This window comes from Tetzosporium hominis, from assembly GCF_002265435.1.
GTDB lineage: Bacteria > Bacillota > Bacilli > Bacillales_A > Planococcaceae > Chryseomicrobium > Chryseomicrobium hominis.
This window is the reverse complement of the sequence record NZ_NOKQ01000134.1, coordinates 271,239-285,840: the sequence shown is the minus strand read 5'-3', so window position 1 is coordinate 285,840 and position 14,602 is coordinate 271,239. Positions and strand designations below refer to the sequence as shown.

The 14,602-nt window shown below is 42.0% G+C and carries 14 protein-coding genes; all 14 read right to left on the bottom strand.

The window, feature by feature from the left end; genetic code table 11:
• Positions 1–36 precede the first annotated feature (36 nt).
• The 14 genes from rseP to topA all read right to left on the bottom strand — a co-directional run bounded on the left by rseP (position 37) and on the right by topA (position 14,588).
• Entirely contained in the window at positions 37–1,290 is a 1,254-nt protein-coding gene (rseP, locus tag CF394_RS02375; protein ID WP_094941662.1) for an RIP metalloprotease RseP, read from the bottom strand.
• Positions 1,291–1,320: 30 nt separating this feature from the next.
• A complete protein-coding gene (gene dxr, locus CF394_RS02370; protein ID WP_094941661.1) occupies positions 1,321–2,466 on the bottom strand; it encodes a 1-deoxy-D-xylulose-5-phosphate reductoisomerase in 1,146 nt (381 codons plus the stop codon).
• A 32-nt stretch (positions 2,467–2,498) separates the two neighbouring features.
• Positions 2,499–3,290, bottom strand: a complete 792-nt coding sequence (locus CF394_RS02365; protein ID WP_094941660.1) for a phosphatidate cytidylyltransferase — start codon at positions 3,288–3,290, stop codon at positions 2,499–2,501.
• Positions 3,287–4,063, bottom strand: coding sequence for an undecaprenyl pyrophosphate synthase (gene uppS, locus CF394_RS02360; protein ID WP_094941659.1), 777 nt, complete (start codon positions 4,061–4,063; stop codon positions 3,287–3,289). The genes CF394_RS02365 and uppS overlap by 4 nt, the downstream gene beginning before the upstream one ends.
• A gap of 163 nt (positions 4,064–4,226) precedes the next feature.
• A complete protein-coding gene (gene frr / locus CF394_RS02355) occupies positions 4,227–4,784 on the bottom strand; it encodes a ribosome recycling factor (protein ID WP_094941658.1) in 558 nt (185 codons plus the stop codon).
• Entirely contained in the window at positions 4,784–5,509 is a 726-nt protein-coding gene (pyrH, locus tag CF394_RS02350) for a UMP kinase (RefSeq protein WP_094941657.1), read from the bottom strand. The genes frr and pyrH overlap by 1 nt, the downstream gene beginning before the upstream one ends.
• Positions 5,510–5,581: 72 nt before the next feature.
• On the bottom strand, positions 5,582–6,466 hold the full coding sequence (gene tsf / locus CF394_RS02345; protein WP_094941656.1) for a translation elongation factor Ts: 885 nt from the start codon (positions 6,464–6,466) through the stop codon (positions 5,582–5,584).
• 82 nt (positions 6,467–6,548) lie between these two features.
• Positions 6,549–7,268 (bottom strand): 30S ribosomal protein S2, encoded by a 720-nt coding sequence (gene rpsB, locus CF394_RS02340; protein ID WP_094941655.1) that lies wholly within the window; start codon positions 7,266–7,268, stop codon positions 6,549–6,551.
• A gap of 174 nt (positions 7,269–7,442) precedes the next feature.
• Positions 7,443–8,219, bottom strand: coding sequence for a GTP-sensing pleiotropic transcriptional regulator CodY (codY, locus tag CF394_RS02335; RefSeq protein WP_094941654.1), 777 nt, complete (start codon positions 8,217–8,219; stop codon positions 7,443–7,445).
• Between the two features lie 82 nt (positions 8,220–8,301).
• On the bottom strand, positions 8,302–9,678 hold the full coding sequence (gene hslU, locus CF394_RS02330; protein WP_094941653.1) for an ATP-dependent protease ATPase subunit HslU: 1,377 nt from the start codon (positions 9,676–9,678) through the stop codon (positions 8,302–8,304).
• Positions 9,656–10,219 (bottom strand): ATP-dependent protease subunit HslV, encoded by a 564-nt coding sequence (gene hslV / locus CF394_RS02325; protein ID WP_094941652.1) that lies wholly within the window; start codon positions 10,217–10,219, stop codon positions 9,656–9,658. The genes hslU and hslV overlap by 23 nt, the downstream gene beginning before the upstream one ends.
• Positions 10,220–10,231: 12 nt before the next feature.
• A complete protein-coding gene (gene xerC, locus CF394_RS02320) occupies positions 10,232–11,122 on the bottom strand; it encodes a tyrosine recombinase XerC (protein ID WP_094941651.1) in 891 nt (296 codons plus the stop codon).
• A gap of 61 nt (positions 11,123–11,183) precedes the next feature.
• Positions 11,184–12,494 carry an FADH(2)-oxidizing methylenetetrahydrofolate--tRNA-(uracil(54)-C(5))-methyltransferase TrmFO gene (gene trmFO / locus CF394_RS02315; protein ID WP_094941650.1) on the bottom strand — a complete coding sequence of 437 codons (1,311 nt, stop codon included), beginning with the start codon at positions 12,492–12,494 and terminating at the stop codon, positions 11,184–11,186.
• An 18-nt stretch (positions 12,495–12,512) separates the two neighbouring features.
• Positions 12,513–14,588, bottom strand: a complete 2,076-nt coding sequence (topA, locus tag CF394_RS02310; RefSeq protein WP_094941649.1) for a type I DNA topoisomerase — start codon at positions 14,586–14,588, stop codon at positions 12,513–12,515.
• Positions 14,589–14,602 lie beyond the last annotated feature (14 nt).

The following is a 14,602-nucleotide window of genomic DNA, read 5'->3' as shown; positions in this document are numbered from 1 at the left end:
GGAAAGTTCAGCATGTGAACTTTCCCCAGGTCTTCATTAAAAGAAAAAGCGTTGAATATCGTTCCATGTAACGACAACCATTAATACCATCAATAACATGATGCCCACAAAGTGGACCATTCCTTCCCGTTGCTTGTCGATCGGACGGCCTCTCAATGCTTCAAATCCAAAGAATAACAAGCGGCCCCCATCTAATGCTGGTAAAGGAAGCAAGTTCATAATACCAAGATTGATACTTAGTACGGCTGTCCAGTTCATGAGGTTGAATATCCCAAACTTCGCTACTTCTTCCGTTGCTTTGTAGATGCCAACAGGTCCCGATAAATCATCGATACTGAACTGACCGGTAATCAAATTCCCAAGTAATTGGAAAATCAGTACAGTCCATTCATAGGTTTGTGTTGCTCCGTAACTAAAAGATCCTAACACTGACTTTTCAAGTGGACTTTGAATACCTATCTGCCCAATCGTTTGTTCTCCATTTTCCACAGCATTCGGTGTGATTTCAAGAGAAACCGGCTGGCCATCTCGTTCTACATCAAACGTTAGTGGTGTTTCTGGATTTTCTTGAATCGTAAGCGCCATTTCTTCCCATGAAGAAATCGCTTGTCCATCAATTGCAGTGACTTCATCTCCTTGCATCAATCCCGACTCTGCCGCTGGTGAATCTGCCATAACAGTGCTAATCAGAGGCTCATCTGTAGGAATACCTCGGAAAAGCGCAAGTGCTGTAAACACAAGAAACGCTAAAATGAAATTGAATAGTGGACCAGCAAAAATAGCAAGTGAGCGCTGGCCAACCGTTTTAGAATGGAACTGACGATCAAACGGCGCAATTAAAGATTCGCGACCAGATTCGTTCACCTTTGCATCTCGTGCAATGGAGTACCGTACAAATTGTTCGGACTCGTCATACCCTTCAATATACATGTCTTTCATTAAGTCGGCACGTTCAACTTCAAGGAAATGCATATCCGGCAAATAATTTTTTTGGTTCATTACTAGTAAATCCACTTCGCCCGCATCATTTAACCGGACACCTACTCGGTAACCTGGTTGTAAATCGATTGCGTCAAGATCTTCCCCTGCCATCCGGACGTAACCTCCGATTGGTAAAAGACGAATGGTGTAGACCGTTTCACCTTTTGTATAACCAATCAGTTTAGGTCCCATTCCAATTGCAAATTCCCGAACCATGATACCCGCTCGTTTTGCAAAAATAAAATGGCCAAGTTCATGAAAAAACACGATGGATCCAAATATCAATATAAACGCAATAGCTGTTTCCATGTTACCCCACCTTCATTTCTTACAATATGCTTAGTGTACCATGTTTTCAACCATTCTTCTTGTTTCAGCATCCACTTCTAAGATGGTTTGTAAAGATGGTTTTTCAATCACTTGATGGTTTTCGAGTGCTTTTTCAATAGCGCTATCAATAGCTAAGAAAGAAAGTTTTTCTTGCAAAAAGAGACTGACGGCAGCTTCATTGGCCGCATTTAAAACAGTTGTGGCCGTTCCGCCAATTTTACCTGCTTGAATTGCTAAGTCTAGAGCTTTGTACCGCTCAAGGTCCATCTTCTCGAAATGTAACTTTCCAATCTCTACTAGATTCAATCGTTTGCCTTGAGGTAGTGGAAAGCGGTCTGGGTATGTCAACGCGTACTGAATCGGTACTCGCATATCAGGAGTTCCTAGTTGTGCTATAACACTAGTGTCTACAAATTCAATCATGGAATGAATGATACTCTCTCGGTGCAATACGACTTCAATGTCTTCGTAAGGCATATCAAACAATACGTGAGCCTCAATGACTTCAAGCCCCTTGTTCATCATCGTCGCAGAATCAATCGTGATTTTACTTCCCATGGACCAATTAGGATGGTTGAGTGCATCTTGTACGGTCACATGTTCAAGCTCTGCTCGTGTCTTATCTCTGAAGCTACCACCAGAAGCGGTGATGATCAATTTATTGATCTGTTTTGGATTTTCTCCGTTCAAAGCTTGAAATAAAGCAGAATGTTCACTGTCTACAGGTAAAATGGCAACTTGATGTTTGCGGGCTGCTTCCATTACCAAATGACCGGCTGTAACAAGAGTCTCTTTGTTGGCAATAGCAATGGTAATACCTTTTTCAATGGCTTTTAAAGTAGGTTGTAACCCAACACTTCCAAGCACTGCATTGACAAGTAAATCCGCACCGGATTCTGCTGCGACAGCTACTAATCCTTCGGCTCCAAATAGAACAGTTGATTCAGGTAAAGCCGCTTGTACCATCTTCACATCACTCTCATTAGCTATGGATACAAGTGGAACACGAAATTCACGGGCAATCTCAATAGCTTGATTCACTTGTTGCCCAACTGAAAATGCAACTAATGTAAAATTTTCTGGGTGTGTGCGAAGTACGTCTAATGTTTGGAGACCAATGGATCCTGTTGCTCCAAGTAAACTAATCTTTTTCATCCGGCAATCTCCTCATCGATCAAACCTGTGATTTAAACAAAATGTAAAAAGTGCAGTAATGGAATTACAAATAGCAGGGAATCAAAGCGGTCTAATATACCACCGTGCCCCGGCAGCAATGTACCAGAATCTTTCACATGATAATGGCGCTTAATAGCTGATTCAGCTAAGTCACCAAACTGTCCGATGATGGACGCAGCAATGGTTACAAAGAGTAGTTGCAGAAGAGAATCTGCAAATGGGAATAACCAGTTTAATACAAAAGCAAAAACGATTGCTGCCAAGACACCACCGTAGAAGCCTTCAACAGTCTTGTTTGGAGAAATCTCAGGCCATAACTTTTTCTTACCAAACTTTCTTCCTGTGAAGTAAGCTCCAGAATCTGTCGTCCACACAATTAGCAACGCAAAGACGACGTATATTAATCCGTCCATACGTGTCTCGATTAAATAGTAGAAACCGATTCCGATATAGAGCATACCAAAAAATACAAATGCAGCATCATCGTATGTAAATGTGTTTTTTACTAACACAGCATACAAAAGCAACATAAACACTAAGACATAAACCAAAGTCATTTTGTCGTGTCCTGTCCACCCTAAAAGTGTTTCTTCATACTTTAAAGGTAATAACAGCACATATAAATTGATCAGAGCTAGCGCTCCAGGAATGGACACTAAACGTATTTGTTTCATTCGCAAAATTTCATAAAGAGCAATTGTCGCTAGCGCATAAATTGCAAGAGTAAAAGGAATACCACCTAGCCATACTAGAGGTATGAATAACGCCATCGCTACGATAGCGGTAATGATCCGTTCTTTCATTTTGTTTGTTCCTCCAGTCCGCCATAGCGTCGGTTCCGTGTTTGGTACACTTGAATCGCTTCTAATAGGCAGGCTTCATCAAAATCTGGCCACAATACATCTGTAAACCAAAACTCCGTATAAGCAAGTTGCCACAGCATGAAATTGCTTAAGCGGACTTCTCCACTCGTTCGGATCAAGAGGTCAGGTTCCACCAAATGTTTTGTCATTAAATGTTCGCTGATGCACTGTTCTGTTATATCCTCAGCAGCGAGTTCCCCTTTTTGAACAGCTTGCGTAATAGCTTTCACTGCATGTACGATTTCTGTTCGACTGCCATAGTTAAGTGCAAAATTTAAAATAAGTCCGGTATTGTGACTCGTTTCATCAATTGCTCGCTTTACGGCGCGTTGTGTATGTTGAGGAAGTGAGTCAAAATCTCCCATGATCTGTACTTGTACATTCTTTTCAATCAGTTCTGGTAAATACGTGCTTAAAAATTCTTCGGGAAGACGCATTAAAAATTCGACCTCTTTTTTAGGTCGAGACCAGTTTTCCGTTGAAAATGCATAGAGAGTGAGTACTTTTACACCGATGTCATTTGCATAGCGTGTAATTTTCCGCACCGTCTTCATGCCTTCATGATGTCCTGCTATCCGAGGAAGCGCACGTTTTGTTGCCCATCGCCCGTTACCGTCCATAATAATGGCAATGTGCTCTGGTATGGGACCAGCGATAATCTGCTCGTCGCCTTCAATTGGTGTATGCTTTTGTGTAAAAAGCTTTTTAAACATGTATAAGTTCCTCCAAACGCTCGTATCAAAACATATATATCCTATCATACCAAATTTCATACATGTTATGAGTCGAATTTTTAACTTTCATCATATGAACGCTTTTTTGGGTGGAAGGTTTCGGGACAAAAGAAAAGCATCCTCCGAAGAGGACGCTTAGGACCTAAATTTCCATGATCTCGTTTTCTTTTTCTTTCGCCAACTCATCGATTTTCGCGATGTACTGGTCTGTTAGCTTCTGAACGTCGTCTTGATAGCTGCGTAGATCATCTTCTGTGATCTCGCCATTCTTTTCAAGTTTTTTCAAATCTTCATTTCCGTCACGACGCACGTTACGAATATGAACTTTTGCTTCTTCCGCTTCTTTTTTCACAAGTTTTGCAAGGTCTTTACGACGCTCTTCCGTAAGGGCTGGAACTGCAAGACGAATGACAGAACCATCATTTGTTGGAGAAATCCCTAAATCTGATTTCATGATTGCTTTTTCGATATCATTGATTACTGTTTTATCGTAAGGCTGAATTACTAGAAGACGTGCTTCTGGAGTCGAGATTCCAGCCATTTGATTAATCGGTGTTGGAGAACCGTAGTAATCTACAGTGATTTTATCAAGAAGAGACGCATTGGCACGGCCCGCACGAATAGTTGCAATTTCGCGTGAATAGGCTTGTACCGATTTCTCCATTTTATCTTTCGTTTGATCGATAACTTGCTTCGACATTATGAATTCCTCCTTACGACAGTCCCAATAGTCTCACCGAGTGCCGCTTTTTTAATATTTCCATTTTCCATAATAGAGAATACAATAAGATCGATGTCATTGTCCATACATAGCGTAGACGCTGTAGAATCCATCACTTGAAGACCATTTTGGATGACTTCAAGGAAAGAAAGATTTTCATACTTCACAGCAGTTGGATCCACCATAGGATCTGCCGAATAGACACCATCTACATTGTTTTTCGCCATTAAAATCACATCTGCTTCAATCTCAGCGGCACGTAATGCTGCTGTTGTATCTGTTGAGAAGTACGGGTTGCCTGTACCTGCTGCGAAAATGACAACTCGGCCTTTTTCTAAATGACGAATCGCTTTACGACGGATATACGGTTCAGCTACTTGACGCATTTCAATAGATGTTTGAACTCGAGACTCTACACCTTGTTTTTCTAATGCATCTTGTAAGGCAAGTGAGTTCATCACTGTTGCCAACATGCCCATGTAATCAGCAGTAGCACGGTCCATTCCCATTTCACTACCTACTTTTCCACGCCAGATATTGCCGCCGCCCACGACTACAGCTACCTCGATACCTAAATCCACTACTTCCTTTACTTGCTCAGCAACAGATTTAATGATGGCTGGGGATAAACCGAAACCTTGCTCTCCTGCAAGTGCTTCTCCGCTCAGCTTTAATACGATTCGTTTATATTGTGGTGTCGTCATTTATATCCTCCCAGATTTTGTCTTGAAAAATAGGGAACACACAGGTGTGTTCCCTAGTGGGTTCATATGAAATTAGTTCCCTTTAACTTGGCTCATAACTTCTTCAGCGAAGTTGTCTTCACGTTTCTCGATACCTTCACCAACAGCGTAGCGAGTGAATGAAACCAACTCTCCACCAGTAGCTTTTACGAAGTCACGAACTTTTTGATCTGGGTTTTTAACGAAAGTTTGGTCTAGGACACAAACGTCTTCGAAATATTTACCAAGGCGACCTTCAACCATTTTAGCAACAATGTTTTCTGGTTTGCCTTCGTTTAATGCTTGCTCAGTTAATACTTTGCGCTCGCGCTCTACTTCGTCTTCAGAAACTTCGTCACGAGAGATGTATTGTGGGTTAAGAGCAGCGATGTGCATAGCTACATCTTTAGCTGCTGCTTCATCAGTAGTACCTTCAAGAACAGCTAGAACACCAATACGTCCACCCATGTGTAGGTATGGTCCGAATGCGTCTGCATCTGTTTTTGTTTTGATGTCGAAACGGCGAAGAGTAATTTTCTCACCGATTTTAGCTACTGCGTTTGAGATGTAGTTTTCAACAGTTGAACCGTTTTCCATAGTAGATGCTAATGCTTCTTCTACTGTTGCTGGCTCAGTTGCTAGTAAGTGTGCAGATAGATCTTTAACTACTTGTTGGAAGTTTTCGTTTTTAGCAACGAAATCTGTTTCTGCGTTTACTTCTACTAGTACTGCTTTATTTCCTTGAACTTCAATTGCAGTAATACCTTCAGCCGCGATGCGGTCTGCTTTTTTAGCTGCAGATGAAAGACCTTTTTCACGTAAGAAATCAATAGCTGCGTCCATATCACCATTTGTTTCTACTAACGCTTTTTTACAGTCCATCATACCTGCGCCTGTTTTTTCACGTAATTCTTTTACCATTTGAGCTGTAACTGCCATGTTTAGTTCCTCCTATACCGTTTATGTTCTTAAAAAAAGGTGATAAGTGGGTTGGCCGCTTATCACCTGTTCGTTTTAAAAATTACTCAGCTGCTACTTCTTCAGTATCAGCTAGCTCTTCACCTTGTTTTGCTTCAAGTAAAGCGTCCGCCATTTTACCAGTTAGAAGTTTAACAGCACGGATTGCATCGTCGTTTGCAGGGATTACGTAATCAATTTCATCCGGATCACAGTTTGTATCTACGATACCTACGATTGGGATGTGTAATTTGATTGCTTCTGCAACTGCGATACGCTCTTTGCGTGGGTCTACAACAAACATAACGTCTGGTAGAGATTTCATATCACGAACTCCGCCTAAGAATTTCACTAAGCGCTCGTGTTCTTTTTTAAGTTGAACAACTTCTTTTTTAGGAAGTACAGCGAAAGTACCGTCTTCTTCCATTTTTTCGATTTGCTTCATACGAGCAACACGCTTTTGGATTGTACCGAAGTTTGTTAACGTACCACCTAACCAACGTTGGTTGATGTAGTAGTTACCAGAACGTTCTGCTTCTTCCTTGATAGCTTCTTGTGCTTGCTTTTTCGTACCAACGAACAAGACTTTACCGCCTTCTTCGCCAACTTGACGCATGTAAGCATAAGCTTCTTCTAATTTTTTCACCGTTTTTTGAAGATCGATGATGTAAATGCCGTTACGCTCAACGAAGATATATTTCTTCATTTTTGGGTTCCAGCGGCGAGTTTGGTGACCGAAGTGTACACCAGCCTCAAGTAGTTGTTTCATAGAAATGACTGACATGATATTTCCTCCTATTGGTTTAAACTTCCGCCATTCTTCCTGTGATCAAACGACCCGTAGGCACCTGCTTGACCATCAGAACAGCGTGTATAATCATACCGTCTTATAATGTACCATACATTGGACAGCTTGACAACAAAAAAATCCGACCAAATGAATGGTCGGATGCGTTTTTTATAACTTCATGTTTTCAAGTTCTTCTAGGAACTTGTTGTTAAGGACTTTGATGTAAGTCCCTTTCATACCAAGTGAGCGTGACTCAATAACACCAGCCGACTCTAATTTACGAAGAGCGTTAACGATTACTGAACGAGTAATCCCTACGCGGTCTGCGATTTTTGAAGCAACTAGAAGTCCTTCGTTACCATTCAACTCTTCAAAGATGTGCTCAATAGCTTCTAACTCACTGTATGAAAGTGAGTTGATTGCCATTTGAACAACCGCTTTACTGCGCGCTTCAATTTCGATTTCTTCAGATTTCTCACGAAGAATTTCCATACCGACTACAGTAGCACCGTACTCAGCTAAGATTAAATCGTCGTCACCGAATGCATCTTTAATGCGAGCAAGGATCAGCGTCCCAAGACGTTCCCCACCACCATTGATTGGCACGATTGTTGTAAGACCGTCTTTGAACAAGTCTTTGTTCTCTACTGGGAAAGCAGTAAACTCACTGTCCACATCTAGGTTTGAAGAAGTTTCTGTTACTTTGAAAAGATTTTTTGTATATTCCTCTGGGAACTGACGCTCCTCGAGCATACGGATCATGCGGTCGTTATCGATCTGTTGGTTGATATCAAACCCTAAAAGTTTCCCTTTACGGCTTACGATAAATACGTTACACTCAATTACTTGTGATAACGATTCAGCCATTTCTTTAAAATTCACTTGCTGCCCTGCAGACGCTTGGAGCATGGAATTGATTTTACGTGTTTTCGTTAATAGATTCATTATGAACCTCCATCTTTAAATTTTTTCTATTTATAAAATATTCTAAAGCTTTTTAATTGTTTTTAAAACAAAAAAGTTTCATTTACAAGATAAATTGTGACAAATCTTTGTTTTTTACGATATTTTTGAGCTTACTGTCCACAAATGCAGGTGTAATATCAATATGAGCTGGTGAAATATCTGATGCTTCATACGATAAATCTTCCATCACCTTCTCCAACAGCGTATGCAAACGACGCGCTCCGATGTTATCGGTCTCCTGATTTACTTCAAAAGCAAGCTCCCCTAAGCGGTCAATCGCTTCATCCGTAAATGCCACTTCAATACCTTCTGTAGCAAGCAACGCTACATATTGCTGAATCAAGGAATGATTCGGCTCTTTTAAAATTCTCACGAAATCGTCTTTCGATAACTTTTCGAGTTCCACGCGAATCGGAAAACGACCTTGTAGTTCCGGAATCAAATCAGATGGTTTTGCCATGTGGAACGCACCAGCTGCGATGAATAAAATATAATCTGTCTTCACTGCACCATATTTTGTAGATACGGTAGACCCTTCAACAATCGGTAAAATATCTCGCTGAACCCCTTCACGAGAGACGTCTGCGCCGTGACCAGATTTTGCGGCAATCTTATCAAATTCATCAATAAAGATGATGCCGTCTTGTTCTGCCTTTTCGATAGCCGCTTGATTCACTTCATCGCTATCGAGAAGCTTAGCTGCTTCTTCTGTAATCAGTGCTTTACGGGCATCCTTCACTTTCATCTTGCGCTTCTTCTTTTTCTTAGGCATCAGATTCGATAGCATATCTTGCATTTGAGCGCCTTGCCCTTGATCTGCGCCTGGCATCATATCAAACAAAGAAGGTACAGATTCGGTTACTTGAATCGTGACTTCCTCTTCTTCTAGAAGCCCTGCTTTTAGCTTTTCTGCAATTTCACTTCTCTTGATCCGAACCGTGCTGTCTTCTTCCTCTTCTTGTTCCATCCGGCCTCCAAGGAGTGTTTCAAAAGGATTGCTTGGATTAGATTTCTTTTTTAATGAAGGAACTAAATATTTTACTAATTGTTCTTCAGCAAGACGTTCTGCTAAAGGACGCACTTGTTCCATCTTTTCTTCTTTCACTAAGCGAATAGACGCTTCGACCAAATCACGTACCATAGACTCCACATCTCTACCCACATAGCCGACTTCTGTAAACTTGGTCGCTTCCACTTTGATGAAAGGAGCACGAGTTAGCTTTGCGATACGGCGAGCAATTTCTGTCTTACCAACTCCAGTAGGCCCAATCATCAACATGTTTTTTGGAACGACTTCTTGTTGCATCTCTTCTGACAGCATCTTCCGACGGTAGCGATTACGAAGTGCTATGGCAATAGCCTTCTTTGCTTCGTCTTGGCCGATAATATAGCGGTCTAAATAAGCTTTAGTCTGTTTAGGCGTTGTTTCTTTCGTCATGATCAATCGCCTCCAAAATAATATTATGGTTTGTGAATACACAGATATCTGCTGCTGTTTCAAGTGCTGCTTGGGCAATTTCTTTAGCTGTGAGAGCTTCCCCACTAAATTTCTTTAGTGCTCGACCTGCAGCTAGAGCGTAATTGCCACCTGACCCTATGGAAAGAATTCCATCATCTGGCTCTATTACTTCTCCTGTACCTGAAACGAGCAGTAACGTGTCTTTATTCATCACGAGTAGCATGGCTTCTAATTGACGTAGCATTTTATCCCCTCGCCACTCTTTTGCTAATTCTACAGCTGCACGCTGCAAGTTGCCGTTATACATCTCCAGCTTCGCTTCAAACTTCTCAAATAGCGTGAATGCATCCGCTACAGAGCCTGCAAAACCTGCCACAACCTGACCACCGAATAGTCTTCGGACTTTTTTCGCTGTATGTTTCATGACGACTTGGTTTCCTAGAGTCACCTGACCATCGCCTGACATGGCAGACTGCCCTTTATGTTGAATCGCGAATATCGTTGTTGCGTGGATTGCCATTTGGATAACCTCCTATGCACGTGGATGTGCATTTTTATATGTGGAAAGCAAATGATCTTTTGTAACATGTGTATAAATTTGAGTCGAACTCAGACTACTATGCCCTAAAAGCTCCTGAACTGTTCGCATATCAGCCCCATTGTTCAACAGATGCGTTGCAAATGTATGACGAATCATATGAGGATAGATAGATTTCGTGAGCGTACTCTTCTTCACAATCTGCTGCAAGATATGGCGGACACCCATCTCAGTCAGAGGGTCTCCCCTATGATTAACAAAGACCACCGCGTGATCCTTGGCTTTCATTAAACGAGGACGAGCTGTCTCTAAATAAGTTTCAAGCGCACTTTGTGCAAAGCTGCCAAGAGGAATGTACCGCTCTTTTCTTCCTTTTCCCATCACACGAACAATGCCATATGACAAGTCGAGAGCGTCTCGTTCAAGATTTGTCAGTTCACTGACGCGCATGCCAGTCGCATAGAGAAGTTCAAGTAAGGCCATGTTGCGAAGGTCCAGCGGTTGTTCACCTTGTGCGGCTTCAAACAATGCTTGAAGTTCTTCTTCATAAAAGAACTGCGGAAGCTTTTTCTGTTGTTTTGGATGAAACAACGCTTGGAATGCATCTGAATTCACTTGAAGCTCTTTTGATAAATAAGAGAAAAATGTCCGGATAGCCGAAATTTTGCGGGAGATGGTCGTGCGCGCAAGCTTTTGATCATATAGTCTCGTCACAAATAGTCTGGCATGGACATACTCAACTTCTTCAAAAGAAGAAATAGCTTCTTCTTGAAGAAACTGTACAAATTGCTGAAGATCCGTTTCATATTCTTTTACAGTATGCGGAGAATAGTTTTTATCTAACTGAATGTATTCCAGAAAACCTTGCAATTCCTGCGATTTCATTGTGCATCCTCCTCCACGTAAAAACCCCTAAGATTATACCAATCTCTAGGGGCTCAAGCAATTAAAGTGAATTACTCTTCACAAAATTTTGAATTGTTGTCAAAGCTCGGTCGGCTAATTTCTCAGACTTCACCTTTTTATCGCGGATGCGCTCTGGTAATGCTGGGAAAAGACCGAAATTGATATTCATCGGTTGGAAGTTTTTTGAATCGGCTTCTGTAATGTAACGAGCCATGCTTCCTAAAGCCGTCTCAGGAGGAAGAACAATTGGCTCTTCTCCTAAAACAAGACGCGCTGCATTAATTCCCGCTAGTAAACCAGACCCTGCCGACTCTACGTATCCTTCTACGCCAGTCATTTGTCCTGCAAAGAAAATCTTTTTATCGGCTTTCAACTGATACGTCGGTTCAAGAACCGTAGGAGAGTTGATAAACGTGTTGCGATGCATAACGCCATATCGTACAATTTCCACATTCTCAAGTCCTGGGATCAATTGAAGAACCTCTTTTTGTGGTCCCCATTTAAGGTGCGTCTGAAAACCAACGATGTTGTAAAGAGTTCCAGCCGCGTCATCTTGACGAAGTTGAACCACTGCAAATGGACGCTTGCCAGTTTTCGGATCTTCAAGTCCTACTGGTTTCATTGGTCCGAATAGTAATGTCTTGCGACCACGAGACGCCATCACTTCTACAGGCATACAACCTTCAAAGTAAATTTCTTTTTCAAACTCTTTTAGTGGCACAACTTCCGCCTCTAAAAGGGCCTCGTAGAATCGGTCAAATTCTTCTTCTGTCATCGGACAGTTGAGGTAAGCTGCTTCGCCCTTATCGTAACGAGACTTCAGATACACTTTTTCCATATCGATACTATCTTTTTCGATGATCGGTGCTGCCGCATCATAAAAGTACAGGTAATCTTGACCTGTCAACTCTTTTACTTTTTCTGCAAGCGCCGGTGATGTCAAAGGACCTGTAGCAATAATTGTGATGCCATCTGGAATCTCTGTGACTTCTTCGTTGATCACTTCAATGTTAGGGTGGTTGCGAATTGTGTCCGTTACTCGACCAGCAAAGTCATGACGGTCTACTGCTAAAGCGCCTCCTGCAGGCACGGAACTGTTGTCTGCTGACTTGATAATCAACGAGTCGAGCATACGCATCTCTTCTTTGATGACACCAACTGCGTTTGTCAATGTGTTGGCACGTAATGAGTTAGAACAAACGAGTTCCGCAAATTTATCTGTATGGTGCGCGGGCGTCTGTTTCACCGGGCGCATTTCATAAAGTTTTACTTGAATGCCACGTTTTGCTAATTGCCAAGCCGCTTCACTACCTGCAAGACCGGCTCCGATTACATGTACTGTCTGATTCATAAGATGATTGCCTTCTTTCTAGCTTTGTACTTCTTCTTTATAATCACAAGACACACATTGAATTTGAATGCCTTTTTTCAGTTTTTTCTCCACAAGAAGTGCTTCACACTTCGGACATGGACGGTTGATTGGTTTATCCCAAGAGACAAAATCACATTCCGGGAACTGATCGCAACCGTAGAAAATACGTTTGGTTTTACTTTTTCTCTCTAACAGCTGTCCTTTTTTACAAGTTGGACATGGAACTCCTATTTCTTTGACGATTGCTTTTGTATTGCGGCAATCTGGGAAGTTGCTACACGCCATGAACTTGCCATAACGCCCTAATTTGTAGACCATAGGTGAACCACACTTCTCACAGTCTTCTCCTGTCGGTTCATCTTTGATTTCGATTTTTTCCATCTCTTCATCTGCATGTTTGATGTGTTTTTCGAAGTCCACATAGAAGCGGTCAATCAAGTTCACCCATTCAATCTGCCCATCTTCTATTCGGTCTAAGTCTTGCTCCATCTGAGCAGTGAACTCGATATCGATGATATCAGGGAAGAACTCAATCATGAGTTCATGCACGATTGTACCTAATTCTGTTGGTACAAAACGTTTCGTTTCAAGCGTGACATAGCCTCGCTTTTGAATCGTATCCAATGTCGGTGCATACGTTGACGGACGACCTATACCTAGCTCTTCTAGTGTCTTGACAAGACGCGCCTCCGTATAGCGTGGAGGTGGTTGCGTGAAGTGTTGCTTCGGTTCAATGGCAGAAGCTTTCACTTTTTCGCCTTCAGCGAGGTCTGGAAGTAACTTGTCTTTGTCATCGACTTGGTCGTCAGAACCTTCCACGTATACTTTCATGAACCCTGCAAACTTCACTTGTGAGCCGTTTGCGCGGAACATCACATCTTGGTTGACGAGGTCGACAGCTACTGTATCCAGTACAGCAGGTGACATTTGACTAGCAATGAAACGCTCCCAGATTAACTTGTACAAGCGGTACTGATCACGTGACAAAATAGCTTTTACTTCATCTGGTGTTCTCAAGGCACTTGTAGGTCGAATCGCTTCGTGGGCATCTTGTGTCTTTTTCGAAGATTTTGCTGCCTGAGTAGTTGAATTAAATTCTTTGCCGTATTTTTCTTCGATGTAGCCTGAAGCTTCTATTTTAGCGCTATCAGAAATTCGAGTCGAGTCTGTACGCATATATGTGATCAAACCGACCGTTCCTTGTTTCTTTCCAAGGTCGATTCCTTCATAGAGCTGCTGTGCAAGCATCATCGTCTTACGAGCTCGGAAGTTCAGTTTACGTGCTGCTTCTTGTTGAAGCGACGATGTCGTGAATGCTGGAGATGGATTGCGTTTGCGTTCCTTCTTCACGACTTTCTCTACTGTAAACTGTTTGCCTTTCATCGACTTTAATACAGCGTCTACTTCTTCTTTAGAAGTCAGTTTTTTCTTTTCTTTTGTTGTTCCGTAATACATGGCGTCGAACACGCTTTTCCCTTTTTCAAAGGCGCCTTCAATTGACCAGTACTCTTCTGGAACGAATTGTTTGATCTCATTCTCACGGTCGATGATTAAACGTAACGCTACGGATTGAACGCGACCTGCAGAAAGGCCTTTTTTGACTTTCTTCCATAGTATTGGGCTGATGTTGTACCCTACAAGACGGTCAAGAACACGTCGCGCTTGTTGTGCATCGACTAAATCACGGTTTAATGGTCGTGGATGCTTAAACGATTCGATGACCGCATCTTTTGTGATCTCATTGAACACAACACGGCAATCAGAATCTGCATCAATGGAAAGCGCATTAGCAAGGTGCCATGCAATAGCTTCCCCTTCTCTGTCGGGGTCAGCCGCGAGATAGATTTTTTTCGCTTTTTTGGCAGCTGTCTTGAGTTCTTGAAGAACAGGGCCCTTTCCACGAATCGTTATATATTTTGGTTGGTAGTTATTCTCTACATCGACACCCATCTGACTACGTGGTAAATCAATGACGTGTCCTACTGATGCTTTCACTTTATACTTTTTCCCCAAATACTTTTCTATGGTCTTCGCTTTGGCTGGGGACTCTACAATGACTAGATAATCTGACATAATTGGCCTCCTTT